The sequence below is a fragment of the Halochromatium glycolicum genome (assembly GCF_016584085.1).
GTDB classification, from domain to species: domain Bacteria; phylum Pseudomonadota; class Gammaproteobacteria; order Chromatiales; family Chromatiaceae; genus Lamprobacter; species Lamprobacter glycolicus.
Genome location: NZ_NRSJ01000060.1, coordinates 1 through 26,682, shown reverse-complemented (window position 1 = coordinate 26,682; position 26,682 = coordinate 1). Strand labels below are relative to the sequence as shown.

Below are 26,682 nucleotides of genomic sequence, written 5' to 3'. Positions count from 1 at the left end.
ACTGGAAACAGTGGCGCGGGGTGCGCAATCGCATTCGCCAGTTGCTGGCCCTGGGGTCGTCGAAGCGTGCCGCGATCTGGACGGGCATGAGCTCCAAGAGCGACTGGCATCTGTCCCGCTCGCTGGGCACGCAAACCGGGATGACCAATGACTGGCTGAAAGGCCAGGGCTTGATCAGCATTCGCGATCAGTGGATGAAAGCGCATGGCTATGCCTAAAGCGTCGTGTGCTCCCTTCTTGTGAATCGCCTAGTGCGGACCCGCATGCTAGGTGGTGTGGGGAGGGCGGGCTAAACACCCGCCCTTACCCGATTGTTAATTCGCTCTTCCGATTTCGTAAAAGCGCTGGAAGAGCAAGCGACCGGGGCAACCATGCTCAATCTCAGCAACAAGACACTCGGCGCAATGGAAATTGCGTTACCTTCAGTTGAAGTGCAACATGAGCTACTTGAAAGGATCTCTGATATGGACAGTGAGACGATGAGTGCTGGCGACGCGTACAGAACCAAACTCACCGACCTCACCGACCTCCGCCAATCCCTTCTCCAAAAAGCCTTTGCCGGCGAGTTGACATGAAGGTCTATTTGGACAACTGCTGCTTCAATCGGCCTTTCGACGACCAATCGAATCATCGCATTCATCTTGAGTCGGAAGCTGTAAAAGCGATTTTGAGTCAATGCGATTGCGGAGACTGGGATTTGGTCGTCAGTGATATCAGCTTGTATGAAATCGCCAACACGCCGGAGCCAGAGCGACGTCAAAAATTACAGTCGTTCATCAAGCTCGCGGTCAAGAAGGCGGCGTTGACGCAGGATATTCGGCAGCGCGCGAGAATGTTCGAGATGGCTGGTATCAAGGCGTTCGATGCCTTGCATCTTGCCAGTGCCGAAGACTATGCGGATATCTTCTTGACTGTCGATAACAAGCTGTACAAGAAGGCTCGCATCTTAAACGACCTGCGCATTGACGTGTCGACTCCATTGATTTGGTTGAACGAGGTATTGCAATGAAAACTACTGCCTATCAAACCGATGCCCAATTGCAGCATCAGGCACACGAAATCCTGAGCCGAGAATTGGACGTGACGAGCTTCATTCGCTTCATACAGCACTACGAGCAAGGCCAAGGCGACTACACAAGCGATCGGGAGCACTGGCAGTCGGCGTATAGTGTGGATTCACTGGCGGATGCCATTGTTGCATGGAAGCAAGATGGTCGGGATGCTGGGGACGCTTGCAGCGACACTCTCTGACCCGCATTCAAGCTAGCTCACGGATCAAACAGCGATGCACAGTATTGCGATTAACATCAAAGATGATCAATTGGCTAAACAGGTGATTTGGTGGCTCGAGCACCTCAAGGAGGATGGCGTTGAGATCGTTTCTATTGAGGACTTAGAAGACCTGAAAGCGCTGCAAGCCACACGTCAGGAACCGTGCAGCGCTTTCGAATGATTCAAACCGAGCGGTGGCCAGCTGCTCAAGGTGCCAGCTCATTATGTCTAAGCTCACGCAGCTCTATGACCAGGATTACACGGCCTGGGCCGAGACGAATGCAGCCTTACTGAAGGCGGGTCGCTTCGAGGCGATCGACATCGAGCATTTGCTTGAGGAACTAAGCGATATGGGCAAAAGCGAGCAGCGCAGCCTCGAAAGTCGCTTGCGGGTCTTGCTCGCTCACCTGCTGAAATGGCAATTCCAGTATGCCCAACTCTCCGAGCGCTGGCGCGAGTTTGATGGCCGTAGTTGGCGCAACACGATCGTTCATCAGCGCGCGGAATTGAAGCTTCTGTTGCGCAAGCATCCCAGCATGAAACGTCTCTGGACGGCCGCGGTTCAAGAGGCCTACGGCGATGCCCGAGAACTGGCGGCGGCGGAAAGCGGCTTGCCGATCGAGACCTTTCCATCAAGCTGCCCCTACAGCGACGAGGCGATCCTCGATCACACCTTTTTCCCGCCGCACCAGCCAGGGGCTGACAGCGGAAATGGGGGGTGAAACCCGAGCAAATCGCGAATGCAGTGAAGCGGATCGCTGGGGCGATCAACCCGGCAGCGCCCTGTTCTGGGCGTTGCGTGAAGGCAAGTTAATGTATTGCTGACCAGGGCCGCCATAGGAAATAGATTATTTGAAGGCCAACGCAAGTAAAGCGCCACCCATGTACGACGAAACGGAAGCCGACACCCGCGCCAACCGCATCGACCCGATCCTGGAAGCCGCTGGCTGGGGCGTCGTCCCTGGCGCGATGATCCGCCGCGAGGTCATCTGCCCCGGTCGCATCCAGACCGGCGGCCGGCGCGGCAGAGGGCTGGCCTGTGACTATGTCCTGATCTACAAGGGTCACAAGCTGGCGACGCTGGAGGCCAAGCGCGCCGGGGTGAACATCCGGGAAGGGATCGGTCAGGCCAAGGACTACGCCCAGCGACTCGGCGCCCGCTGGGCGTTCGCCTCCAATGGGCTTGGCTGGTACCGGGTCGACCTCGCCACCGGCGAGGAAGGCGAGATCAGCCCGCCGTTCCCGACTCCGGACGACCTCTGGTCGCTGGTGTTCAGCGAGACAAACGCCTGGCGCGAGCGCTTCGGCGCGGTGCCATTCGAGACCGACGGTGGCAAGTGGGAGCCGCGCTACTACCAGCACCGCGCGATCACGGCGGTGCTCGAGGCGATCGCCCAGGGAACGAGGCGCATCCTGCTGACCCTAGCCACCGGCACCGGCAAGACCTCGATCGCGTTCCAGATCGCCTGGGTGCTGTTCCAGGCCAAGTGGAACCTGAGCGGCGAACCCAGCCGCCGGCCCCGTATCCTGTTCCTGGCCGATCGCAACATCCTCGCCGATCAAGCCTACAACGCCTTCTCGGCCTTTCCACCGGATGCGGTCGCGCGCATCGACCCGGATTCGCTGCGCAAGCAGGCCCGCGTGCCCAAGAACGCCAGCGTCTTCTTCACCCTCTTCCAGACCTTCATGACCGGCGACGGCGAGCCGGTGTTCACCGGCTATCCGCCAGGCTTCTTCGACTTCATCATCGTCGATGAGTGCCATCGCGGCGGCGCCAACGACGAGAGCCAGTGGCGCGGCATCCTCGAGCATTTCTCGCCGGCGGTGCAGCTCGGGCTGACGGCGACCCCGAAGCGCAAACAGAACGCCGACACCTACGGCTATTTCGGCGAGCCGGTGTACAGCTATGCGCTGCGCGACGGCATCGAGGACGGTTTCCTGACCCCGTTCAAGGTGCGGCAGATGGCGAGCACCATCGATGCCTATGTGTACCACCCGGAGGACCAGGTACTGGCCGGCGAGGTCGAGGTCGGCGATGCCTTCGACGAGGACGACTTCAACAACCGGATCATCATCCCCGAGCGCGAGCGCAGCCGGGTGCAGGAGTTCATGGGCCGGATCGATCCGCGCCAGAAGACCCTGGTGTTCTGTGCCACCCAGGAGCATGCCGCCCTGGTGCGCGATCTGATCAATCAGCTCAAGACTCACCCCGACCCGGACTACTGCCAACGGGTGACCGCTAACGACGGGGAGGTCGGCGAGACGCATTTGCGCCGTTTTCAGGACAACGAGAAGACGATCCCGACCATCCTGACCACCTCGCAGAAGCTCTCCACCGGTGTTGATGCCCGCAACATCCGGCACATCGTGCTGATGCGCCCGATCCGCTCGATGATCGAGTTCAAGCAGATCATCGGTCGCGGCACGCGGGTCTTCGACGGCAAAGACTTCTTCACCATCTGGGACTTCGTCAAGGCGTACGAGCACTTCAATGACCCGGAATGGGACGGGGAGCCACTGGCGCCCGACGCCGGCTGGCGCGAGCGCGAGGATGGGGACAAGGACACACCTGGCACCGGAGCTGACCGGGTGGCCGATGAGGCCGCTGGCGATGGCGCGGGCGACGAGGCCAGCGGTGACACCGACCCCAGGCCCAAGGAGAAGGTCGTCATCCAGCTCGCGGACGGCAAGGCGCGCAAGATCACCTACCTGGCGACCACGACCTATTGGAGCCCGGAGGGCAAGCCGATCTCGGCGACCGCGTTCCTGCAGCGGCTGTTCGGCGATCTGTCCGGGCTGGTCGCGGATGAGGACCAGCTACGTACCACCTGGAGCGACCCGGAGACCCGCGAGCAGTTCATCGCACGGCTCAGCGATCGCGGCTACGATCAGGACCGGCTCGATGACATCCGCCGGCTGGTGGACGCGCCGGATAGCGATCTCTATGACGTGCTCGGCTATGTGCTGTTCACGACCCCGGCGAAGACGCGCTATGAGCGCGCCGAGCGCCTGCGACAAGATGGGCTGGACGCGGTCGACGGCGAGCTGAAGGCGCTGCTGCTGAGCATCCTGCAGGCGTATGAGGCCGGTGGCGAAGCCGAGCTGACGACCCCGAAGCTCGGGCAGCTACTGGTGGCGCGTTACGGCAGTGTCGGCGAGAGCAAGGCCAAGCTGGGCGGATTGCCGCAGGTGAAGCAGGCGTTTCAGGCGCTGCAGCAGGCGTTGTATGCCCAGTGATGCGAACGCGAATCCGGACGTCCGGCCCGGTTTCTCGACAGTATCCTAAGACTCTTCGGCGTGCGGATCAAAAGAGGCCGGTACCCGACCCAGCTCCTGCCCCGTCAGCGGCGTCATCGGGCGACTTGTGGGCCGCTGAGGGCTCCAGTATCGTTCGCGCGATGCGCCTGGAGAAGATCAAGCTGGCCGGCTTCAAGTCGTTCGTCGATCCGACGACGGTGCCGTTCCCGAGCAATCGGGTCGGCGTCGTCGGGCCGAACGGCTGCGGCAAGTCCAACGTGATCGACGCGGTGCGCTGGGTGATGGGCGAGAGCTCGGCGAAGCTGCTCCGCGGTCAGTCGATGGCCGATGTCATCTTCAACGGCAGCAGCTCGCGTAAGCCGGTCGGGGTCGCCGCGATCGAGCTGATCTTCGACAACAGCGACGGCCGCGCCGGCGGCGAGTTTGCCCGCTTCAACGAGATCGCGGTCAAGCGCCAGGTCTCGCGGGACGGTCAATCCAGCTATTTCCTCAACGGCGCCCGCTGCCGGCGCCGGGACATCCAGGACCTGTTCCTCGGCACCGGCCTCGGGCCGCGCAGCTACGCGATCATCGAGCAGGGGATGATCTCGCGCTTCATCGAGGCCAAGCCCGATGAGCTGCGACTGTTCATCGAGGAGGCGGCCGGGATCTCGAAGTACAAGGAGCGCCGGCGCGAGACCGAGAACCGGATGCGCCACACCCGCGAGAACCTCGAGCGGCTCGAGGACCTGTGCGACGAGGTCAGCAAGCAGCTCCAGCACCTCGAGCGTCAGGCGGCGGCCGCGACCAAGTACCGCGCCCTGAAGGCGGACGAGCGCCGGCTGACCGACGAATTGGCGGCCCTGCAATGGCGCGCGCTCGATCGCGAGCTCGCGCAGCAGGACCGGGTCATCGGCGAGGCCGAGATCAAGGTCGAGGCCGAGCAGGCCGCCTTGCGCCGGCTCGAGGCGCAGATCGAGGCGCAGCGCGTCGCCCATGGCGAGGCATCGGATGCCTTCAATGCGGTGCAGGGGCGCTGGTATGCGGTCGGCTCCGAGATCGCGCGGCTGGAGCAGGCGATCAAGTTCGCGACCGAGACCCGCAACCGCGAGGAGCGCGAGCTCGGCAGCATTCGCCGCGAACTCGACGAGGCGCTCGCGCAGCAGCAGCGCGACCGCGAACGGTTGGAGGAGCTCGAATCGGCGCTCGAGCACGATGGCCCGCGCCGCGACGAACAGCGTGAACGGCTCGATGCGCTGCGCGAGCGGCTCGCCGAGGCCGAGGCGCGCCTCGAGCGCTGGCAGCAGGACTGGGATGCGCTGCAGCTCGAACTGGCGGCGCCGACAGCGGAGGCGCAGCAGCAGCGGGCGGCGGTCAATCACCTCGAGCAGCGGCTAGCGCAGGACGCGCAGCGCAGCGTCCGAATCGATGACGATTTGGCCCAGCTGGACCCGGAAGGGCTTGAGGAACGGCTCGCGATCCTGGAAGAGCGCTCGGACGGCCTCGACGAGCGTCTGCGGCTCGCCGCTGACGCTCAGGCCCGGGCATCGACGGCATTGCGCGAGGCCGAGGCCGAGCGGGCTGCGTTGTCTGGCCGGCTCGATGCGGCCCGCACCGAGCTGCAGACCACACGCGGACGTTTGTCGTCGCTGGAGGCGCTGCAGGATGCCGCGCTCGAGAGCCCCGATGCGGCGGTTGCCGACTGGCTGGACCAGCGCGATCTGAGCGATGCGCCGCGCTTGCTCGACCTGCTCGAGGTCACGCCCGGCTGGGAGACGGCGGTCGAGACCGTCCTGGGCAGCGCGCTCGCCGCCCTTTGCATCGAGGATCTGGACGGCGTGGCGCGCGCGCTTGGGGATGCGTCGCTGATGCTGATCGAGAACGATGCCACCCAGATGGACTGGGTCGGCGCAGCGCCGGCCGGGGCGGCCGGCCTCGGCGCCTTGGTGCGCGGTCCATCGGTGCTGACCGAGCTCTTGTCGGGCGTCGAGGTCGCCGAGGATCTCGAGCAGGCGCTCGCGCGGCGGTACCGTCTTGATGCCAGCGCGCGGATCGTGACACGCGATGGTTTTCTGATCGGCCGCGGCTGGGTGCGGGCGCCCGGCGATCGATCCGCAGCAGATGCCGATGTCGGCGGCAGCATCGCCCGCGCCGAGGAGATGAAGGCCCTGCAGGCCGCTGCTGATGAGCTCGAGGACGTGATCGCCGAGCTCGCTGAAGAGCAGGAGCAGTTCGCGGCGCGCCGCGTCGAGCTTGAGCAGACGCGCGATGATGCGCACGACGACGTCGCCCGGCTAAGCCGCGACCGTGCGGCGCTGGATGCCGAGCAGGGCGCTGGACGCGCCCGGCTGACCCATCTGCGCGAGCGCATGACGGCGCTGACCGATGAGCAGGCCGAGCTGGCCGAGCGCCGCACGGAGGCGGAGGATGCGATCGAGGCCGCGCGCGGGCGTCTCTATGCGGCCCTCGAGCAGAGCGAGCGGCTGACCGAACGCCGCGATGTGCTCGCCGCCGAGCGCGAGGCGCGCCGCGCCGAGGTCAACGAGCTGCGCGCCGAGGAGGCACGCGTGCGCGATGAGGCCCAGCGGCTCGAGGTCTCGATCGAACGCGGACGCGCCTCATTGGCAGCCCTCACAGCGAGCCTCGAGCGCGCGAGTGAGCGGGTTATGAGCCTCGAGACGCGGCGTGATGAGCTGGTCGCGGCGCTTGAGGGCGCCGCCGAGCCGGCCCTCGAGCAGCGGGAGCGTCTCGATGAGCAGCTCGAGCAGCGGCTCGAGATCGAGCAGGCGCTCAATAAGCAGCGCAACGAGATGGAGGCGCTCGACAGCGCCATCCGCGAGGCCGAGCAGCAGCGCCATGCCACCGAGCAGGGGCTCGCTGCTGCGCGTGAGGCGCTCGATGCGGAACGGCTGCAACGCCAGGAGCGGCTGGTGCGGCGGCAGACCGTCGAGGAGCAGCTGCGCGCGCGCGAGACGAATCCCGAGCAGGTCCTTGCGGCGATCGATCCGGCCGATCGCGAGCGGGACGATCTGTTGCAACGCCGTGAGCAGGAGCTCGCGGCCGTCGGCCAGCGCATCGCCCGGCTCGGCAACATCAACCTCGCGGCGATCGACGAGTATCAGGAGCAGTCCGAACGGATGCGCTACCTGGAAGAACAGCATGCCGACATCAGCACCGCGCTCGAGACGCTGGAGGCGGCGATCCGCAAGATCGATCGTGAGACACGCAGCCGCTTCAGGGAGACCTTCGATCAGATCAACGAGGGGTTGCAGACGCTGTTCCCGCAGGTGTTCGGTGGTGGCAGCGCTTACCTCGAGCTGACCGGCGACGATCTGCTCGATACCGGCGTCGCCATCATGGCGCGGCCGCCCGGCAAGCGCAATGCGACCATCCATATGCTCTCGGGTGGTGAGAAGGCCCTCACCGCGGTCGCGCTGGTGTTCGCGATCTTCCAGCTCAATCCGGCGCCGTTCTGCATGCTCGATGAGGTCGATGCACCGCTCGATGACGCCAATGTTGGCCGCTTCTGCGAGCTGGTCCGGACGATGTCGGATCAGATCCAGTTCATCTTCATTACCCACAACAAGGTCACGATGGAGCTGGCCGACCAGCTGCTCGGCATCACGATGCACGAGCCCGGCGTCTCGCGGCTGGTCTCGGTCGACGTCGATGAGGCGGCCAGGATGGTCGCGGTTTCCTGAAACCCAGACGCTGGCACCCAGACGCTGGCACCCAGACGCCGGCGACAACGGAACGGCGACGAATGCGCTGATATACTCAGAGAAAATCCCTCGCCATGGCCGATCAGATGGATGCCGCCACGCTACGAATCATTCTGCTGATCCTCGGTATTTTGCTCCTCGGGGCCATGTACCTGTGGGAGCTTCGCCGGTCGCGCGAGCGCGCTGAGGAGCGCTCCGGATACCGGCGGCGGGCGCCTCGACGCAAACGCCGAGAGCCCCGCTTCGACGCTCAGGTCGGAGACCAAACGGAGGCGGGCGTGGAGAGGCCAAGGGGCGCGGATGCCATCGCCGCTGGGCGGCGCCGATCGGGCTATGGGATGTTCGACGCGGCTCCGTCAGCGATCGAAGAGCTCGACACCGGCCGCGACAGTGCCGAGAACAGTACCGAAACCGGGACCGCTAAGGATCGTCCTAGCAGCCGCCACGCCTCGTCCGCGGCGGCGAGTGCGCAACGGTGGTCGGCTGGCGGCGATACCCGGGCTGCACCTGCTGCTTCGGATGGGGAGTCACTGCTGGTGCAACTGTTCGTGGTCGCTGATGGGCAGCCGTTCGATGGCGCTGCGGTGGAAGCGGCTGCTGAGCAGCAGCACCTGGCTCCCGGTGAGATGGCGATCTATCATCGGCGTTCGCTCGAGGGTCCCCACGCGCAGGCGCGCTTCAGTATGGCGAATCTGGTCGAGCCAGGGACCTTCCCGTTCGATGCGATGGAGACGTTCAGCACACCGGGCCTCGCCCTCTTCGCGCAGTTTGCGGGCCGTCCGAGTGATCTGATGGTCTACGACGAGCTGGTTCAGACGGCCCGCGCGCTGGCTGATGAGCTTGGAGGCGAGGTGCTGTTGCCAGGGCGCCGACGGTTCGACGCGCGGGCCTGGGAGCGCCTGCGCAGCAAGCTGCTCGAGCTGATCAACGACCGCGCGGACAGCTTGACGAAGGGCGCAAATCGATCTGACGGCGTTGGCAGTGAGACGGCGGCCAGCACAAGCCGGGACGGGGGGCTGGAGGGTCAGTCTAATGCTGAGGCCGCGGGTACCGAGCCGTCGCGGCGATCATGAGCGTGCCGGCATCCGAGCGGGAGCGGGCGGAGGTCCTGCGCCGCTCGATCGAGTATCACAACGATCGTTATTATCGGCAGGATGATCCCGAGATCCCGGACGCCGAGTATGACCGGCTGCTGCGTGAGCTCCAGGACCTCGAGGCGCGTTATCCCGAGCTTCGGCGCGCCGATTCGCCGACGCAACGGGTCGGGGCTGAGCCCGTCTCGAGCTTCGACGAGGTCGAGCATCGGCTGCCGATGCTGTCGCTGGCCAACGCCTTCGATGAGCAGGAGCTTCGGGATTTCGATCGCCGTGTGCGCGAGGCCCTCGGCATCGAGCGGGTACGCTATTCGGCAGAGCCGAAGCTGGACGGCCTCGCGGTCAGCTTGCTCTACCAGGATGGCATCCTGACGCAGGCGGCGACGCGCGGCGATGGGCATCGGGGCGAGGACGTCACCGCCCAGGTGCGCACGATCCGCGATGTTCCGCTGCGGTTGCGAGGGAGCGAAGGCGCGGACGGCTGGCCGTCGTTGCTGGAGGTGAGGGGCGAGGTCTTTCTGACCTATGCGCGCTTCGAGGCGATCAACGAGCATGCGCGGCGCAGCGGCGGAAAGGTCTTCGCCAATCCCCGTAATGCCGCCGCCGGGAGTCTGCGTCAGCTCGATCCGAGCATCACAGCGGCGCGCGGTCTGAGCATGTTCTGCTACGGCTTGGGGGCTGTCGAAGGCGCATCCTGGTCTGACAGCCACAGCGGTAGTCTGGTCCGGATCGCGCATTGGGGCCTGCCAGTCTCGCCGGAGCAGCGTGTCGTTGAAGGGGTCGAAGACTGTATCGGCTATCACACCGCGATCGGGGCGCGCCGCAATCAGCTCGACTACGCGATCGACGGTGTCGTGTTCAAGGTCGACCGACGCCCCGACCAAGAGCGGCTCGGCTTCGTTGCGCGTGCGCCGCGCTGGGCCATCGCCTATAAGTTTCCAGCTCAGGAGGAGTTGACGACGGTCGAGGCAGTCGAGTTCCAGGTCGGGCGGACCGGCGCATTGACACCGGTCGCGCGGCTCGCGCCGGTTCAGGTCGGGGGCGTAACGGTCTCGAACGCGACCCTGCACAACATGGACGAGATCGAGCGCAAGGATGTGCGCATCGGTGATACGGTCTATGTGCGCCGGGCCGGCGATGTGATCCCCGAGGTCATCCGGGCGCTGCCGGAACGTCGCCCGTTTGGTGCCGAGCCGGTGCAACTGCCGGCGCACTGCCCCGTCTGCCATTCCGATGTGCTGCGAGCCGAAGGCGAGGCCGTGGCTCGGTGCACAGGTGGGCTCTTCTGCCCGGCCCAGCGTAAGGAGGCAATCAAGCATTTCGCCTCTCGGCGGGCGATGGACATCGAGGGGCTGGGCGACAAGCTGGTCTCGCAGCTGGTCGATACGGGACTGGTCGAGGACCCGGCCGATCTCTATCGGCTCAGTCTCGAGCAGCTGACCCAGCTCGATCGAATGGGCGAGAAGTCTGCCCAAAACCTGCTCGCGGCGCTCGATACGAGCCGCCGCACGACGCTGGCGCGCTTCATCTATGCGCTTGGGATTCGGGAGGTCGGAGAGGCGACCGCCCGCGCCCTGGCCGAGCACTTTGGCGACCTGGATGCGCTGATGGGCGCTGGAGCGGCCGAGCTGTTGGCACCGGCGGGAATCAAAGGCGTCGGCATCAAGACCGCCGAGGCCCTGGTGAGCTACCTCGAAGGGCATCCTGATGAGAGCCCTGAGCCGTCCCCGGGTGTCAGCGTTCAGGAGGCGCTGGCCGAATGGCTGGCGACGCGGCCGATACGCGGTCTGAAACCCGATGCGGCGCGGGCAATCGCAGAGCGCTTTGAGCGCATCGAGCGTCTGCGCGGGATCAGCGCTGCGGCCTTGGCGGCTGGGCAGGCGAGTCCGATCGAGGGGATCGGGCCGGTGGTCGCAGCCCACATCCGCGCATTCTTCTCCCAACCGCATAATCGCGAGGTCATCGCGAAGCTACGTGATCCGGAGATCGGCGCGATCGATTGGGAGGCGCCATCGGATACGGCGATGGTTGAGCCAGGCCGCGCATCGGCGCCACTGAACGGCAAGACGGTCGTGATCACCGGATCGCTATCGCTCCCCCGCGACGAGATCAAACGTCGGCTCGAGGCCCAGGGTGCGAAGGTGACCGGGAGCGTCTCGAAGAACACGGATCTGCTGATCGCTGGTGCCGACCCAGGTGGTAAGCTTTCTCGAGCGCAGGATCTCGGTATCGAGGTCGTCGGCGAAGAGGCGCTGGATGATCTGCTCGCCGGCTGATTCAGCGGGCGCTGAATTCGGCGTGCGGCGTCCCGATCTCTCACGGGCGAGCCGGCTGGCGCGAGGCCGGCGCCCATTGGAACCATGACGGGATGATGATGATGTCCGAACTCAGCAAAGAGCAGCAGATCTTGGTGGCGATGAGAAAGACACTGGCGGCGGTCGTCAAGGATGTGACGCCACCGCCAGGGATGCGGCATCCGCTATCCGATCGCACTATCGAGGATGTGCGCGCCTGCCTCTCCTTGATCTCGGCGCGCGAAAAGGAGCTTGCCGACAGCGAGGGTCGGGGCGGGGATCGGCCCTATTACGCCGATGAGCCGCAGTCAGCGCAGGTGGTGCCGATCGCGGGCATTCGGCGGTCCGATAAACAGGGTGGCGATTGAACCTTGCAGACCTGCGTGTCTGGGAGAAAGAGAGCGATGACAGTCGATTGGTCTCGCCTGGCCCCGACGAATGCCTCAGCGATCAGCGCTGTTATCCTGCTCGGCGCTTCAATGCTGGCAACCCCAGCAGATGCTTGGCAGGCCCAGCTCTCCGAGATGGATGGGGCGGTGCCGGAATGGTCCTATGGTGGTGAAGAACAGGGGCCGGCACGCTGGGCTGCGCTGCAGTCATCCTATGCCGTTTGCGGCAATGGGCGGCTTCAGTCTCCGGTTCCGCTCAATACATCCTCCGCACGGTTTCATACCTGCATCCCGCTGCGGTTTCGCTATCGCAGCACCTCGTTGCAGCTGGTCAATGACGGCAACGCGCTGCGGCTCGGCTATGATCGCGGCAGCTATCTCGTGATCGACGGCCTCAGCTATGAGCTGGTTGAGCTCCGCTTCCACGTCCCCGGCGAGCACGCCATCGATGGCCGGGTTCCAGACGGTGAGATCGAGCTCATCCATGGCAACAATCGCGGCGATATCGCGATTGTCTCGGTGCCGATCGAGGCCGGGCACCGGGTCAACCAGACCTTGCGGCGGATCTTGGACAATGCGCCGGCCGCGGCGGGCAAGGCTGCCTATGGCCGCAACATCGGTGTCAATGCGGTCTTTCTGCTCCCTGCGCGCCGCTCTTACTTCGCCTATGAAGGGTCACTGACGCGGCCGCCGTGCAAGGAGGGTGTGCTGCACTATGTGCTGGATACGCCGCTTGAGGTTGCGGCCTCCGATCTGGCACGACTGGCGCAGATCGCTGGTGCCAACGCCCGGCCGTTGCAGCCGCTCAATGGCCGCCGCGTCGATCATCTCTGCGCGACGCCGCGCGATTAGGAGTTGCTCCAGAGAGGGCCTGGAAGCCGGGCAATCCGTTGCCCAGGCTCCACTCAGGCTTAGGCGATTTCTGTCAAAGCTCATACCGCCTTGCTGGTCTTTTCGCTCGCCTTCTTCGTCGCGCCGCCGGTCACATAGCCCGGCTATGCTCCCGGCGACGCTCCTCGAAGGCAAACGAAAATCCTGCGCAATTCGGTACGAGCTTTTCCGGCAATCGCCTTAGTCTTCGTTGGAAGCGTTCTCTTTGACCTTGACGACCTCCTCATTGAGCTCGATGTCCGCCTTGCTGCGCATCTCGGCGAGCGCATTCGCAACCTTTTGCCGGCGAACCTGCGCCTCGAGCTGCGGCTTCGCCTCCTCAAATGAGGGTGGCTCGGCCGCGCGGGTCTCTTCCAGCCTGATCACGTGCCAGCCGAACTGGGTCTGGACCGGCTTCTGCGAGTAGGTTCCCGGCTCCATCTCGGCGACGGCGTCAGCGAACGGCTTGACCATTCGGCGTGAATCGAACCAGCCAAGATCGCCGCCCTTCTCGGCCGTCGGTCCGAGCGAGTGCTCTTCTGCCAGGTCCTCAAAGCCTTTGCCGTTGGATTCGTTGAGCTGCTCGATCAGCGACTGGGCCTTCTCCTTGTCATCCACCAGGATATGGCGAGCCTTGTACTCGGTTCGCTGGGACTGCTCGACGAACTGGTCGTAGGCCTGCTTGAGCTCGTTTTCGGTCGGGTCGGATTCAGCACCGATCGCCTGCAACGCAGCGGCCGAGAGCACCATCATCCGCTGCAGCTCCAGTGCCGTCTGGACCTGTGGGCTGTCAGCGAGATTGCGTTCCTTGCCTTCCTGGGAGGCCACGATCAGGTTCACGAATTCATTGAAGGCCTGCTCTTGCAGTTGCGCGCTGTTCTGGCCGCCACTCTGCTGCAGGCGCTCGCCGTAGAAGGCGCGGAAGAGATCCAGCTCATAGGGCTGCCCGTTGACCGTGGCGATCAAGGTGTCGTCGGTGTCCTGCGCCTCTTGCGCGCAAGCGGGTGAGACGGTGGCTATGGCCAATAGGGATAAGGTGATCAGACGATGTTGCATAGAGGCTTTCCTTCAGGCTCAGTGGTTTTCAGGGTCAAGATTGGTGGTGCATCAGCGGCGCCTTGCGACGATGCACTGCAGATTCCGACCGATCTCATCTCGACCTCATTCGGTGCCTTCGGGTCACGAATCGCTCTGGTGTTCCCAGATTTCGGTATCTGGCGGTCGCGAAGTCGAGCACCTTCCGGTTTGCTGGCAGCGAGTAAGGACGGATCAGCTGGTCACGGCAGGGCGATCAGGCCGGGAGGGCCTTGAGGAAAGGTTTCACCACGACCTCGGCATAGACGCCCGCGTGCGCGTAGGGGTCGGCTTCGGCCCAGGAGCGGGCCGTTTCGAGATCAGCGAACTCGGCGACGACCAATGATCCGGTGAACCCGGCGTCGCCCGGGTCGGCCGCATCGATCGCCGGGTGTGGGCCGGCGAGCACAAGCCGGCCCTCGTCTTGGAGCCGGTGCAGCCGCTCGAGATGAGCCGGGCGTGCAGCCCGACGCTTCGTCAAGCTGTCGGGGTGATCGCGGCTGATGATGGCATAGAGCATCAGCGGGTGTCTCCTCGGGTTGCAGGGTGCACGGCCTTGACTGCTCGGCAGCGGATCAGGGCGCTTCGGGCTCAGATGCAGCGGGGGCATCACTGGCGTTCCGCGTCTCGGTCTTGGAGACGGGCTGACCCGATGCCTCATCGTCCTTGATGTGCCGAGCGAGATAGAACGCCTGACCAATGACGAATGCGACCGTCAGCCCCATCATACCGAACAGCTTGAAGTTGACCCAGATCTCCTCGCTGGCCTGGGCCTGATTGCAGAGCTCGAGCAGCGTTCCGGTGAATTGGCTCGGGCAGTTGGCGAGGTCGACCTCGGAGACCGCGGTGGCGGTGATCAGCGCCTGTTCGGCGGCGTAGAAGCCGCTCGCGATATAGACCACGAACAGGTTGATGAATCCCGAGATCAGGAAGAACAGGACCCAGGCCCGGTTCAGACGCCGCCAGATCGGTGCCGGCACCTCGAGCGCCTGCCCCATCATGCGCTCGACCACCGGCCGGTTCCCGATCAGGCTGCCGGCGAGGAAGGCCGCGGCAAAGAGCCAGTTGACGATGGTCGGCTTCCACATCACGAAGATCGGATCGCGCAGCGCGAGCGTGAGCCCACCGAACACGGCGATCAGGCCCAGCGTGACCAATGGCATCGTCTCGAATCGCCCATGGCGCCAGCGCAGCCAAGCGACCTGGGCGACGGACGCGACGATCGCGGTGCTGGTCGCGACATAGATGCCATAGAACTTGTAGGCGACGAAGAAGAGGATGATCGGAAAGAAGTCGATGAACAGCTTCATCGCGGACCCTCAGTGGGCGGCGGTTGCGGTGACGCCAGGGGCGGCGCAGCGGCATCCTACACCCTCAGCGCCCCGAATGCGGCGGGCGCGGCGAGCGGCAAGGCTCGATCCACTGATCCGCTCCGGGGCGCTGTCACCGGATCAGGTAGAATACCGGGATGACACCAATACCTGATCTGCATACCCATTCCACGGCATCCGACGGCACCCTTGCCCCGGCGGGACTGATCGCCCGTGCCGCGCAGCAGGGCGTCGAGATGCTCGCGCTGACGGACCACGACACGCTGTCGGGTCTTGATGAGGCCGCCGAGGCGGCACACCTGCATGGGCTGGCCTTCGTGCCCGGCGTCGAGATCTCGGTGACCTGGGGCGGCCGGACCGTGCATATCGTCGGCCTGGACGTCGATCCGAGCTGCCGCAGACTCCGCGACGGACTGGCCGGACAGCTGGCGCACCGCACCGAGCGTGCGGCAGAGATCGCGCGACGACTCGAGCGCGCCGGCTGGCCGGGTGCCCTGGAGGGCGCCCAGGCGTTGGCCGCCGGTGACCTCGTCGGGCGCACCCACTTTGCCCGTTTCCTGGTCTCGCGCGGGGCGGCCAAGGATGTCCGTGGGGTCTTCAAGCACTATCTCGTCAGTGGCAAGCCTGGTCATGTGGCCGGCGAATGGGCAACGCTAGAGGACGCAGTCGGCTGGATTCGCGCTGCCGGCGGACAGGCCGTGATCGCGCATCCAGCGCGCTACGGATTCACGCGGGCGAAGATGCGTCGCTTCATCGATGCCTTCACCGCTTGTGGTGGCCGCGGCATCGAGGTCGTCTCCGGCAGTCATAGCCGGGACGACTACTATACCTTTGCCCGCTGGTCTCGGGAGCACGGGCTGCTCGCGTCCGCCGGCTCCGACTATCATGGTCCCGAGAGCCCCTGGATCGAGCTAGGGCGTCTGCCCCCGTTGCCGGAAGGCTGCCGGCCGATCTGGGATCAGCCTGGATTCGGACGCGCTGGTCAGGGCGTCTCGTCGCAGTCTGGCTTGCTCTATCAGCACGCTGGCTAGCGATGGCCTCAACGCCCCACTTTCTCGAGATCCATCCCAAGGACCCGCAGCCGCGCCTGATCGCGCGGGCTGCATCGGTCTTCGAATCCGGTGGTGTCGTGGTCTATCCGACCGATTCCTCCTATGCGCTCGGCTGTCAGCTCGGCGAGAAATCGGCGCTCGACCGCATCCGCATGATCCGACGGGTCGATGACAAGCACAACTTCACCCTGGTCTGTCGTGACCTGTCCGAGATCGCGACCTACGCGCGCCTGGACAACCAGGCCTATCGCCAGCTCAAGTCATTGACGCCAGGGCCTTATACCTTCATCTTCCAGGCGACGAAGCAGGTGCCGCGGCGGCTGCTGCATCCCAAGCGGCGCGCCATCGGTATCCGCGTGCCGGGCACCCCGATCACCCAGGCCCTGCTCGCCGAGCTCGATCAGCCGATCCTGAGCACGACCTTGATCATGCCCGGCGACGAGGAGCCGATGGACGACGTGCTGGAGATTCGCGAGACCATCGGCCACTGTGTGGACCTGGTCATCGACGGCGGCCCCTGCGGCCAGATGCCGACGACTGTCGTCGATATGACCCAGGAGCCGCCTGCAGTCGTGCGCGAGGGCAAGGGTGATACCAGTGTGTTCCAGCACTGATTCGCGCTTGGCCCGGTGCGCGGTGCGGGCTGCATTGGCTTTGCAGTGGCGAGCCCACGCATCCCGGGTCTGCGTGCTGTCGACCGCTTGATGACCTTTTTGCACCGACTGATGGACGGTGCTCCACCCTTTTAACCCGATCTGCCTGCCACGTTGGACATTTTCTCTCAGACCCTGTTGTTGATCCTGCTGATCGCGGTGCCGGTGCTGCTAGCGATCACTGTGCACGAGGCCGCGCATGGCTGGGTCGCATTTCAGCGCGGCGACCCGACCGCAGCGATGCTCGGCCGCGTGACCTTCAACCCGATCAAGCACATCGATCCGGTTGGCACTGTCGTGGTGCCCTTGGTGATCTTCCTGACCTCGAAGACCCTGCTTGGTGTGCCGTTCCTGTTCGGCTGGGCCAAGCCGGTGCCGGTGGACTGGCGGCGTTTGTACAATCCGCGTTGGGATATGGCGCTGGTGGCAGTGGCTGGCCCTGCGGTCAACCTGTTGATGGCGATCGGCTGGGGGCTGCTGCTCTGGCTAACGGCGGTGGTCGCGGGGGTGGTTGAGGTCCCGGAGACCTTCCTTTCGCTGCTCGTCGAGCTCTGCGTGATCGGGATACTGGTTAACCTGTTCCTGATGGCACTCAATCTGATCCCGGTGCTGCCACTCGATGGCGGGCGGGTGATCAGTGCATTGCTCCCGCGGCGGCTAGCGATGGGCTTCGCGCGCCTGGAGCGCTATGGTCTGGTGATCCTGATCGCGCTGCTGCTGTTGCCGAACGGCCAGCCGCCGGGCCTGCTCGGTGCGGTCCTGCGCCCTGCTGTGAATGGGGCCCTGGCCGTGATCCCTGCATCGGATCTGGTCCGCGATCGCTTTTCCCTCTGAACCAACAAAGGCCTGTCGCCGTTGAATTCCGTTCCGAACCAAACCAATCGCGTTCTCTCGGGCATGCGCCCGACCGGGCAGCTCCATCTCGGGCATTACCACGGCGTGCTGAAGAACTGGATCGAGCTCCAGCATGAGTACGAGTGCTTCTTCTTTGTCGCCGATTGGCATGCATTGACGACCGATTACGAAGACCCGTCTCGCATCCCGCAAGCGACCTTCGACATGGTCGTCGACTGGCTCGCCGCCGGCATCAGCGCCGGTGCGGCGACGCTGTTCATCCAGTCGCGGGTGCCCGAGCATGCCGAGCTGCATCTGCTGCTGTCGATGATCACGCCGTTGGGCTGGCTCGAGCGCGTGCCGAGCTACAAGGACCAGCAGGAGAAGCTCAAGGAGAAGGACCTGGCCACCTATGGCTTCCTCGGTTATCCGCTGCTGCAGAGCGCCGACATCCTGATCTACAAGGCGGGCGCCGTACCGGTCGGCGAGGATCAGGTCGCGCATGTCGAGATGACGCGCGAGATCGCCCGCCGCTTCAATCACATCTATGGCCGCGAGCCGGATTTCGAGGCGCAGGCCGAGCAGGCCAAGCGCAAGATGGGCAAGAAGAACGCCAAGATGTTCGATCAGCTCAAGCGCCGCTATCAGGAGCAGGGCGACCAGGAGGCGCTCGAGGTCGCCCAGGCACTGCTCGAGAGCCAGGCCAATATCACCATCGGCGACCGCGAGCGCCTGCTCGGCTACCTCGAGGGGGGCGGTCGGGTGATCCTGCCGGAGCCGGCGCCGCTGTTGACCAAGGCCGCGAAGATGCCGGGGCTGGACGGGCAGAAGATGTCCAAGTCTTATGGCAACACCATCGCGCTGCGCGATGACCCGAAGCTGGTCGAGCAGAAGCTGCGCACGATGCCGACCGATCCGGCCCGTGTGCGCCGTACCGACCCTGGTAATCCGGATGTCTGCCCGGTGTGGCAGTTCCATGAGGTCTACTCCGATGACGAGATCAAGGAGTGGGTCCAGACCGGTTGCCGCAGCGCCGGGATCGGCTGCATCGAGTGCAAGCAGCCGGTGATCGATGCGGTGCGCAACGAGCTCGAGCCGATCCAGAGCGAGGCGCGGCGGCTGGCTGCCGACCCGGATCTGGTGCGCTCGTTCATCAACGAGGGCTGTGAGCGGGCGCGCGATACCGCGCGCGAGACGATGGACGACGTCCGCCACGTGATGTCATTGCGACAGGGCTGAGCGGGCACCCCGTCAGGCCGCCGGGCCCGGGCTGCCAGGGCTGCCGCCACCGATCGAGGCGTACCAATGTCGACCTCCGGCTCCGAGACCCAGGCCATCGCCGATACGGGCGCCCAGGCCGCTGCACCAGCCGCCGCACCACTGGCGCTGGTGCACGGCGAGCCGCTGCTCAAGCTCCCGGAAGACCTCTATATCCCCCCCGATGCGCTCGAGGTCTTCCTGGATACCTTCGAGGGACCGCTCGACCTGCTGCTCTATCTGATCCGGCGGCAGAACCTCGACATCCTCGATATCCCTATCATCGACATCACCCGGCAGTACATGGAGTACGTCGAGCTGATGAAGGAGGTTCGTCTCGAGTTGGCAGCCGAATACCTCGTGATGGCCGCAATGCTGTGCGAGATCAAATCGCGGATGCTGCTACCCCGTACCGACGACAGTGAGGACGACGATGCCGATCCGCGGGCCGAGCTGGTTCGCCGTCTCGCCGAATACGAGCAGTTCAAGCGCGCCGCGCAGGATTTGGACGCATTGCCGCGGTTGGAACGCGACTGCTTCGCCGTGCAGGCGCAGGTGCCGCCCGGCCATATCCGCCGCATCCCGCCGCCGGTCGAGCTCAATGAGCTGCTCGCGGCCCTGCAGGCGGTGCTCGCGCGCGCCGATCTGTTCTCCAGCCACCAGATCGAGCGCGAGTCGCTCTCTTTGCGGGAGCGCATGTCGGCGGTCCTGGAGCGGCTCGAACAGACCGAACTCGTGCTCTTCAACGAACTGTTCGATGTGACCGAGGGGCGTGCCGGCGTCGTCGTCAGCTTCCTCGCGGTGCTCGAGCTCTTGAAGGCGGCAACCCTGGAGCTGGTTCAAGCCGAGCCCTTCGCGCCGATCCGTTTACGCCGCTGCCTGACCGAAGCCAAATGAGCGGTTGGGATGAGGATCAGTCTCGGCCGTCGTCGGCAGCGAGTACAAATGACGAGCCGCATCAGAACGCCTTGTCGCTGCTGCTGCCGGATGTCGAGCAGGTGGTCGAGGGCGCCCTGCTGGCAGCCGGCGAGCCGCTCTCGGTGGAGCGCATCCAGGGCCTCTACGACGAGGGCGAACGGCCCTCGCGCAAAGCGATTCTGAGCGCGCTGGAGGCGCTGCGGGAGGACTACGAGGGGCGGGCGATTGAACTGGTCGAGGTCGCGAGTGGCTGGCGTATCCAGGTGCGCGCCTCGGTCGCGCCCTGGGTCAGCCGGCTTTGGCAGGAGAAGCCCGCACGCTACTCGCGCGCAATGCTAGAGACCTTGGCGCTGATCGCCTACCGGCAGCCGATCACCCGCGGCGAGATCGAGCAGATCCGCGGCGTCGCGGTCAGTACGCCGATCATCAAGACCCTGACTGAGCGCGACTGGGTGCGTGTCGTCGGCCATCGTGAGGTGCCGGGACGACCTGCCCTGTATGCGACGACGCGGCGTTTTCTGGACTATTTCGGGCTGTGCTCGCTGAATGAGCTGCCGCCGCTGGCCGAGATCCGCGATGGCAGTTTCTTCGAACAGGCCTTGCCGGCGCTCGCCGAGGCCGAGGCCGCGGACACCGATGCCAGCAAGCAACAGGACCAAGCGGCGCCCCCGGGTCGACCGCACCTTGTGCTCGCAGCGAGCAATGGCAGCACGTTGCCGGATGGGGGCCAGTCGGATGGTGCGTCGCAGGTGCCGGACCGTCAACAGCACAATGATGATGAAGAACCCTAAACGCGGGCGATCTGGGCCCGAGACTCAGGAGCCGGTACGGCTACAAAAGGCGTTGGCCGAGGCGGGGCTCGGCTCCCGCCGCGACATCGAGGGCTGGATTCGCGATGGGCGGGTGCGCGTCAACGGCCGCATCGCCAAGCTGGGCGATCGGGTAGCGGCGCATGACAAGGTCCTAGTCGATGGCCAGCCGGTCCGGCGCCGGGCCGCGAAGCGCCACCAGATGCGGGTGCTGGCCTACCATAAGCCGGAAGGCGAGGTGGTGACGCGACGCGACCCGGAGGGGCGTCCGACCATCTTCCGGCGCCTCCCGGGGATTCGCGACGGGCGCTGGATCGCAGTCGGCCGGCTCGACCTGAACACTGCCGGCCTGCTGCTGGTGACCAACCACGGCGAGCTCGCGAATCGGCTCATGCACCCGTCGCGGGCGATCGAGCGCGAATACGCGGTCCGGGTGCGTGGTAAGGTCTCGGAACAGGCGTTACAGCAACTCGTCAACGGCGTCGAGCTCGAGGACGGTCCGGCGCGCTTCGAGGAGGTCGTCCCGTCCGGCGGCTCCGAGAGCCACCAATGGTTCCATGTGCTGATCGTCGAAGGCCGCAACCGCGAGGTGCGCCGGCTCTGGGAGGCGGTCGGCTGCACCGTCAGCCGGCTCAAGCGGGTGCGCTTCGGCAACGTGATCCTCGACGCCCGGCCGACGCCGGGTCATTGGCGAGAGGTCGTCGGTGAGGAGCTGGCGGCGCTCCTGACTTTAGCAGGCCTCGACGCGAGCGAGCTCAGGCCGCGTGGTGCGCTCGCAGATCGCAGCGAATCGCGTGCCCGCGCAGCGTCAGAGCCGAGTCGACGCAGCAAGCCCCATCGACGGAGCCGGTGAGCGTCAACGGTCGCAATATGCAGCGGCGAGGGCGCAGTGAACGCGGCCAGCCACTGCTCCAGTTCCGTGGTCGGCAGGGACTTGGCAGTCAGACCCTGTTGCGGTGCGAGCCATCCGATCACGAATAGGGCACACGGACGCCGGGCTCGTCACTTGAAAAATCCTTGGTATTGCGTGTCACCAGCAGGGCGCTGCGTTCCAAGGCTGTGGCCTGGATGATCGCATCGGGCAGCTTGAGCCGGTGTGCTTGTCTAATCCTTACTGCCCGCTCGGCGATGTCGGCATCGATGCTCACGCACTCGAAGCGGCGTAGGAAGGCGCGGACCGGCTGCGCGTGCTCCGCTCGCGTACCCGCCAGAACCTCCATCCAGGTGATCAGGCTGATCAGGGGATGCTGGTAACGGCCGATCTCGTCGCGAGCCGCGACCACGCCATTCAGGTAGTCGATCAGAATGTTGGTGTCGATCAGCGCCTTCACCGATCCCATTCCGAGCGCATGCGCGCTTGGTAAGCCAATCCGTCTTCATCGTGCTGCTTCCAAATACCGAATGCGGTGTCGTCCGTCGGCGGCTCAAACCGGCTCAGATAGTCTGCTACCGCGCGCCGGATCAGTTCGGCGCGCGAGATATTGAGGGCGCTAGCGAGGTCCTTGAGCGGTTCGATTTGCTCATCCGGCAGGTCGATCACGGTGCGCATGGAATTCGCCTCTGATGTCAGATGCTGACATCATATATCAAATCAAATGAAGAGAGCGTGCAGAGGTGCGCCCAGATCGGCTGGCCGCGGCCCGGGTCGGGCTCAACGTCGACGACATCAACCGGATCGTCGCCGCCGCGATCGGCGGGATCAATCTGCCCCAAACGGTCGAGGGACTGGAGCGCTATCCGATCAACCTCCGTTTTCCGTGCGAGCAGCGCGATGACGTGCAGAAGCTGCGCGAGCTGCCGATCGTCACCCCGACCGGTGCTCAGATACTGCTGTCGCAGGCCGCTTCGGCATTGTGCGGACAGCGGTTGGGTGCCTCGGATTCACTGCCGGCAGAACGGGTCAAAAGGTCTTGCCGTCGAACCCGAACAGGTGCCGTGGCGGTGATGCGAATTCGATGTAGATCCGGTTCGAGGGTATCTCGAGCGTCTCGTCGAGCAGCTCGCAGAGTGCCGCCGAGAGCGCTGGAGTCTGATCTTCGGGCAGTCCCAGGCTCTTCAGCTCCAGGAAGGCGAGGGGGCTGGTCTCGCCGCCAAAGCACATGGCGGGGGTTGGCTCTAGGATCACCATGACGTAGCGCTCCGGCTTGCCGAGCAGCTCGGCGACACGGGCGGAAGCGCGTTTGATGAGCGACTCGCTCGCCGTCGACTCAAGCGAGGCGTTGGTCTTGATGATGAGAGTAGGCATGACAGATCTCGCTGCTGTGGTTTGCTGAGCCGGCAGCTTAGGCGATTTCTGTCAAAGCTCATACCGCCTTGCTGGTCTTTTCGCTCGCCTTCTTCGTCGCGCCGCCGGTCACATAGCCCGGCTATGCTCCCGGCGACGCTCCTCGAAGGCAAACGAACATCCTGCGCAATTCGGTACGAGCTTTTCCGGCAATCGCCTTAGCCAGCACGCGCATCCGTCGGTACGATCCGGACCAAGGTCCCATCGGGCTCATCGGTGAGGATGTAGAGTCCGCCATCGGGTCCTTGCAGGACCGCGCGCACGCGCTGACCGATGCTGAGCTTCTCCTCATCGACGACCCGGGCGCCATCGAGCATGCTCCGGCGCAATTGCTTGAACGCGAGCGCGCCGCTGATCAGATCGCCTCGCCAGGCCGGGAAATCGGTGCCGGTATAGAAGGCCATCCCGCTCGGCGCAATCGACGGTGTCCAGACCACCTTCGGCTGGGTCACGCCCGGTGCCTGGGTCTTCTCCGAGATGCGCGGTCCCCAGTACTCCATGCTGTAGGTCACCTCGGGCCAGCCATAGTTGTTGCCGGCCTCGATCCGATTGATCTCATCGCCGCCGCGCGAGCCATGCTCGTTGGCCCAGACGCGCCCCGTCGTTGGATCAAGCGTCATGCCCTGGATATTGCGATGGCCGATGCTGTAGAGCTCGGGCCGGGCGCCCTCCTGGTCGACGAACGGGTTGTCGGCCGGCGACGTGCCATCGCCATTCAGGCGCACGACCGAGCCGAAGACCGTGCCCGGATTCTGCGCCTGCTGGCGGATGTTCTCGCCGTCGAACGCAATCGGCGGATTACCGCCGTCGCCGATGCTCATCAGCAGGGTGCCGTCCGGCAGCCAGAGCAGCCGCGAGCCGAAATGCTGTCCGCCCGATTTCGAATCGGGATTGCGATAGATCACCTCGAGATCGCGCAGCCGCATCGCCTCGCGATCCAGCCGACCCCGCGCCAGGGCCGTCCGGTTCGCCTCCTTCGTCCCCTCGGCAAAGGTCAGATAGACCAGCTGGTTTGCATCGAAGTCCGGATGCAGGGCGATATCGAGCAGCCCACCCTGGCCGCAGGTGCAGACCTCGGGAATGCCGCCGATCGGAGTCGGATCGAGCCGCGCCTCGCCAAAGACGTCATCGATCAGGCGCAGCCGTCCCGGCCGCTCGGTCACCAGCGCCGCGCCATCCGGCAACCACGCAATGCCCCAGGGATGGCGCAGACCGCTGACGATCGTCTCCATCCGCCAGCCTTCGGCCTCAGGCACATCGCCAGTCGGCTCGACGGGTCCGGATGGCTCACTGCAGCCAAGCACTGGTACCAAAGCCAACAGCCAAGCTGCCAACAGGTATCCGCGCACCGGGTGCATTGTTCGGTCAGGTTCGTTCATCGCTATGACTCCCAAACGCATACGGATGGATCGACGATCGCCATGTGCCTCGACTTCTGAGCGCCCCGAGCCGGTAGTCACTGCGCTCCTCGGGATCTCGTCCGCCATCAGCCAGGGCGGTTATCAGCTACCCACGCCTTCAACGAATGCGCCAACCCCTCTGATGCGTGCCAGCTTCCGACATCGGAAGCACTGATTGATCGATGCTTCCTGTTCGAGACGGGCGGTCCCGCATTTTCCCTAAGGTCGAAGGAGGGGTGTCGGGCGGCGCGCGGCGGGGGTGTCGATGGCAAGGATGCCATCGTCAAGCCTCCAGGGACGGATTCACGGCGTCCCCCGCCGCGCGCCGCCCGGCGCCCCTCCTGGCACGGCCTCTAACACCTGCAACCGCTTCAGCAATGGCAGCCAGTATTCAGCGACTGCCAGAAACGCCATAGATGGTCGAGCGTCCCGGGGCAGCCTATTTCCGCCCACCACCCTGACACCTGCCACGGCGCCCAACCTCTCAACAACCGCCGTCCCCGAACATCGAAGACGCCGACACAACAAGCCCGGCCCCACGTCAGCCGCGGCCTTCACCGCGAAGCGCCTGAATCCCCGTCGCCCAGCAGCGCCAACTCGGTCAACGGCCCATCGCGCTCGACCTCGAGCTTGCGATTGAGATCATTCAGCGCCCCCTGCAATGCCTCCTCGATCACCGGATGATAGAACGGCATCCGCAGCATCTGCTCCACCGTCATCCCCTGCTGGATACTCCAGCTCAGCAGATGCGCCAGGTTCTCGCCACGCGGCGCGATCAGCTCCGCGCCCAGCACCCGCCCGGTCCGCTTCGCCGCATAGACCCGGATGACGCCGCGATTGCGGCCCATGATCAGCGCCCGCCCGACCGGCGCCATCTTGATCTCGCCGATCGCGGTGGTCTCCGGGTCGAGCGCATCGAAGCGGGCGCCGACCGCACAGATGTTCGGATCGGAGAAATTGATGAACAGCGGCGTCCGGCGTTGGAAGCGCAGCGGCTCGGCGCCTGAGGCGGCCTGCACCGCGTTGAAGCCGGCGATGCGGCCCTCGTCGCCGGCCTCATGCAGGACCGGCCGCTCGGCGGTGACATCGCCGGCGATGAACACCGGCAGCTCGCCGACCTGCATGCTGTGGCGATCGAACGCCGGCAGCCCGCGCGCATCGAGCGGAACGCCCAACTGCTCCAGTCCCAGGCCATCGAGGTTCGGAACGCGGCCGATGCTGCAGAGGACCGCGTCGACGCGCGCCTGATGCTCACCAGCCTGAACACGCAGGCCGTCGCCGTCCTCCTCGATGGTCGCCGCCTGCCCGAGATGGAGCGCGAACTCCTTGCCCATCAGCTCGATCGCCGCGCGATTGACCTCCGGATCGCGGATGCCGGCGATGGTCTCGAGCTGATCGAAGCCCTCGACCGCGACCCCGAGCCGATGCAGGCTCTGGCCGAGCTCGAGGCCGATGGTCCCGAGTCCGATGACCGCGATCGAGCTTGGCAGGTCCTCAAGCTCGAACAGGGTGTCGGTCGTCAGCAGCCGCTCGCCGAACGCCTGCCAGGGCTCTGGCACCAACGGCCGCGAGCCGGCCGCGATCACCACCGCGGCGGCGCGGATGCGCTGCTCGCCGACCTCGATCAAGGTCGGCTCGATGAAGCGGGCATAATCCTGCAGGAACAGCTCCTCCGGCATGTCGTCGGTGCTGCTGCCGAGTACCCGGTCGACGAAGGTATCGCGCATCTCCTGCACATGCTCGAGCGCCTCTGGCACGTCCAGGCTCAAGCCCTCATGGCCATCGATCCCGTAGCGGCCGAGATGGGTGCGGCGATGGTAGTCCTCGGCGACCTGGATCATCGCCTTCGACGGCATGCAGCCGACCCGCGCGCAGGTGGTGCCGGGCTCACCGCCGTTGATCAGCACGAACGACTTGCCGGCCTTGCGCGCCTGGCTCATCGCGTTGAGGCCGGCAGTGCCGGCGCCGATGATGGCGACGTCGACGCTTCTTTCTTGCATCAGTGGCGTTCTCCTCGTCTCTCTACAAAGTCCTGAACCCGGCCAAACCGTAACCGAAAACGGGCGCCTAAGGCGATTTCTGTCAAAGCTCATACCGCCTTGCTGGTCTTTTCGCTCGCCTTCTTCGTCGCGCCGCCGGTCACATAGCCCGGCTATGCTCCCGGCGACGCCCCTCGAAGGCAAACGACAATC

General features: G+C 65.1%; 26 protein-coding genes and 2 pseudogenes. 20 read left to right on the top strand and 8 right to left on the bottom strand.

Features of this window, described 5'->3' with window-relative positions:
• From CKO40_RS21555 to CKO40_RS21500, 12 genes and pseudogenes are all read left to right on the top strand, one after another.
• Positions 1–218: pseudogene (locus CKO40_RS21555) on the top strand (group II intron reverse transcriptase/maturase); the annotation flags it as partial.
• Between the two features lie 93 nt (positions 219–311).
• Positions 312–575: a restriction endonuclease subunit S gene (locus tag CKO40_RS21550; RefSeq protein ID WP_200348515.1), complete on the top strand. Its 264-nt coding sequence runs from the start codon at positions 312–314 to the stop codon at positions 573–575.
• The gene (locus CKO40_RS21545) at positions 572–1,009 is read left to right on the top strand and encodes a PIN domain-containing protein (RefSeq protein WP_200348514.1); all 438 of its coding nucleotides are present in this window, start codon (positions 572–574) and stop codon (positions 1,007–1,009) included. Before CKO40_RS21550 ends, CKO40_RS21545 begins: the two co-directional genes overlap by 4 nt.
• The gene (locus CKO40_RS21540; protein ID WP_200348513.1) at positions 1,006–1,251 is read left to right on the top strand and encodes a hypothetical protein; all 246 of its coding nucleotides are present in this window, start codon (positions 1,006–1,008) and stop codon (positions 1,249–1,251) included. Before CKO40_RS21545 ends, CKO40_RS21540 begins: the two co-directional genes overlap by 4 nt.
• A gap of 34 nt (positions 1,252–1,285) precedes the next feature.
• The gene (locus CKO40_RS21535; RefSeq protein ID WP_200348512.1) at positions 1,286–1,453 is read left to right on the top strand and encodes a hypothetical protein; all 168 of its coding nucleotides are present in this window, start codon (positions 1,286–1,288) and stop codon (positions 1,451–1,453) included.
• A 13-nt stretch (positions 1,454–1,466) separates the two neighbouring features.
• Positions 1,467–1,994, top strand: a complete 528-nt coding sequence (locus CKO40_RS21530) for a DUF29 domain-containing protein (protein WP_338074241.1) — start codon at positions 1,467–1,469, stop codon at positions 1,992–1,994.
• Between the two features lie 160 nt (positions 1,995–2,154).
• The gene (gene hsdR, locus CKO40_RS21525) at positions 2,155–4,509 is read left to right on the top strand and encodes an EcoAI/FtnUII family type I restriction enzme subunit R (protein ID WP_200348511.1); all 2,355 of its coding nucleotides are present in this window, start codon (positions 2,155–2,157) and stop codon (positions 4,507–4,509) included.
• Positions 4,510–4,670: 161 nt separating this feature from the next.
• Positions 4,671–8,210 (top strand): chromosome segregation protein SMC, encoded by a 3,540-nt coding sequence (smc, locus tag CKO40_RS21520; protein ID WP_200348510.1) that lies wholly within the window; start codon positions 4,671–4,673, stop codon positions 8,208–8,210.
• A gap of 95 nt (positions 8,211–8,305) precedes the next feature.
• Positions 8,306–9,304, top strand: coding sequence for a cell division protein ZipA C-terminal FtsZ-binding domain-containing protein (locus CKO40_RS21515; RefSeq protein WP_200348509.1), 999 nt, complete (start codon positions 8,306–8,308; stop codon positions 9,302–9,304).
• A complete protein-coding gene (gene ligA, locus CKO40_RS21510; protein WP_420827405.1) occupies positions 9,298–11,601 on the top strand; it encodes an NAD-dependent DNA ligase LigA in 2,304 nt (767 codons plus the stop codon). The genes CKO40_RS21515 and ligA overlap by 7 nt, the downstream gene beginning before the upstream one ends.
• Positions 11,602–11,702: 101 nt before the next feature.
• Positions 11,703–11,987, top strand: a complete 285-nt coding sequence (locus CKO40_RS21505; RefSeq protein WP_200348507.1) for a segregation and condensation protein A — start codon at positions 11,703–11,705, stop codon at positions 11,985–11,987.
• Between the two features lie 36 nt (positions 11,988–12,023).
• Positions 12,024–12,860: a carbonic anhydrase gene (locus CKO40_RS21500; protein WP_200348506.1), complete on the top strand. Its 837-nt coding sequence runs from the start codon at positions 12,024–12,026 to the stop codon at positions 12,858–12,860.
• A 219-nt stretch (positions 12,861–13,079) separates the two neighbouring features.
• Here the strand turns inward: CKO40_RS21500 and CKO40_RS21495 are convergent, their stop codons facing one another.
• The 3 genes from CKO40_RS21495 to CKO40_RS21485 form a co-directional block, all read right to left on the bottom strand.
• Positions 13,080–13,934, bottom strand: a complete 855-nt coding sequence (locus CKO40_RS21495) for a peptidylprolyl isomerase (RefSeq protein WP_200348505.1) — start codon at positions 13,932–13,934, stop codon at positions 13,080–13,082.
• 235 nt (positions 13,935–14,169) lie between these two features.
• Positions 14,170–14,472, bottom strand: a complete 303-nt coding sequence (locus CKO40_RS21490) for a YciI family protein (RefSeq protein WP_200348504.1) — start codon at positions 14,470–14,472, stop codon at positions 14,170–14,172.
• Positions 14,473–14,527: 55 nt separating this feature from the next.
• Positions 14,528–15,262: an inner membrane-spanning protein YciB gene (locus CKO40_RS21485; RefSeq protein WP_200348503.1), complete on the bottom strand. Its 735-nt coding sequence runs from the start codon at positions 15,260–15,262 to the stop codon at positions 14,528–14,530.
• Between the two features lie 158 nt (positions 15,263–15,420).
• Here CKO40_RS21485 and CKO40_RS21480 point away from each other — a divergent pair, with 158 nt between their 5' ends.
• The 7 genes from CKO40_RS21480 (at position 15,421) to rluB (ending at position 21,659) form a co-directional block, all read left to right on the top strand.
• Entirely contained in the window at positions 15,421–16,314 is an 894-nt protein-coding gene (locus tag CKO40_RS21480; RefSeq protein ID WP_200348502.1) for a PHP domain-containing protein, read from the top strand.
• 2 nt (positions 16,315–16,316) lie between these two features.
• Positions 16,317–16,949 (top strand): L-threonylcarbamoyladenylate synthase, encoded by a 633-nt coding sequence (locus tag CKO40_RS21475; protein WP_200348501.1) that lies wholly within the window; start codon positions 16,317–16,319, stop codon positions 16,947–16,949.
• Positions 16,950–17,102: 153 nt separating this feature from the next.
• Complete coding sequence (locus CKO40_RS21470; protein ID WP_200348500.1) at positions 17,103–17,822, top strand: site-2 protease family protein; 720 nt, start codon at positions 17,103–17,105, stop codon at positions 17,820–17,822.
• Between the two features lie 21 nt (positions 17,823–17,843).
• A complete protein-coding gene (locus tag CKO40_RS21465; RefSeq protein WP_200348499.1) occupies positions 17,844–19,061 on the top strand; it encodes a tryptophan--tRNA ligase in 1,218 nt (405 codons plus the stop codon).
• 66 nt (positions 19,062–19,127) lie between these two features.
• Entirely contained in the window at positions 19,128–19,976 is an 849-nt protein-coding gene (locus tag CKO40_RS21460; protein WP_200348498.1) for a segregation and condensation protein A, read from the top strand.
• A gap of 77 nt (positions 19,977–20,053) precedes the next feature.
• The gene (gene scpB, locus CKO40_RS21455) at positions 20,054–20,788 is read left to right on the top strand and encodes an SMC-Scp complex subunit ScpB (RefSeq protein WP_242477242.1); all 735 of its coding nucleotides are present in this window, start codon (positions 20,054–20,056) and stop codon (positions 20,786–20,788) included.
• Positions 20,775–21,659 carry a 23S rRNA pseudouridine(2605) synthase RluB gene (gene rluB / locus CKO40_RS21450; RefSeq protein WP_200348496.1) on the top strand — a complete coding sequence of 295 codons (885 nt, stop codon included), beginning with the start codon at positions 20,775–20,777 and terminating at the stop codon, positions 21,657–21,659. The genes scpB and rluB overlap by 14 nt, the downstream gene beginning before the upstream one ends.
• A gap of 118 nt (positions 21,660–21,777) precedes the next feature.
• On the opposite strand, the gene CKO40_RS21445 is transcribed toward rluB, so the two are convergent.
• Positions 21,778–22,146: a type II toxin-antitoxin system VapC family toxin gene (locus CKO40_RS21445; protein WP_200348495.1), complete on the bottom strand. Its 369-nt coding sequence runs from the start codon at positions 22,144–22,146 to the stop codon at positions 21,778–21,780.
• Positions 22,134–22,355, bottom strand: coding sequence for a ribbon-helix-helix domain-containing protein (locus CKO40_RS21440; RefSeq protein ID WP_200348494.1), 222 nt, complete (start codon positions 22,353–22,355; stop codon positions 22,134–22,136). The genes CKO40_RS21445 and CKO40_RS21440 overlap by 13 nt, the downstream gene beginning before the upstream one ends.
• Positions 22,356–22,420: 65 nt before the next feature.
• Here CKO40_RS21440 and CKO40_RS21435 point away from each other — a divergent pair.
• Positions 22,421–22,645: pseudogene (locus tag CKO40_RS21435) on the top strand (efflux RND transporter permease subunit); the annotation flags it as partial.
• Between the two features lie 61 nt (positions 22,646–22,706).
• Here CKO40_RS21435 and CKO40_RS21430 read toward each other — a convergent pair.
• The 3 genes from CKO40_RS21430 to CKO40_RS21420 all read right to left on the bottom strand — a co-directional run bounded on the left by CKO40_RS21430 (position 22,707) and on the right by CKO40_RS21420 (position 26,490).
• Positions 22,707–23,051, bottom strand: coding sequence for a phenylpyruvate tautomerase MIF-related protein (locus CKO40_RS21430; RefSeq protein ID WP_200348493.1), 345 nt, complete (start codon positions 23,049–23,051; stop codon positions 22,707–22,709).
• A 197-nt stretch (positions 23,052–23,248) separates the two neighbouring features.
• Positions 23,249–24,469 (bottom strand): PQQ-dependent sugar dehydrogenase, encoded by a 1,221-nt coding sequence (locus CKO40_RS21425; RefSeq protein ID WP_242477241.1) that lies wholly within the window; start codon positions 24,467–24,469, stop codon positions 23,249–23,251.
• Positions 24,470–25,044: 575 nt separating this feature from the next.
• Positions 25,045–26,490 (bottom strand): dihydrolipoyl dehydrogenase, encoded by a 1,446-nt coding sequence (locus CKO40_RS21420; RefSeq protein WP_200348492.1) that lies wholly within the window; start codon positions 26,488–26,490, stop codon positions 25,045–25,047.
• Between the last annotated feature and the right edge of the window lie 192 nt (positions 26,491–26,682).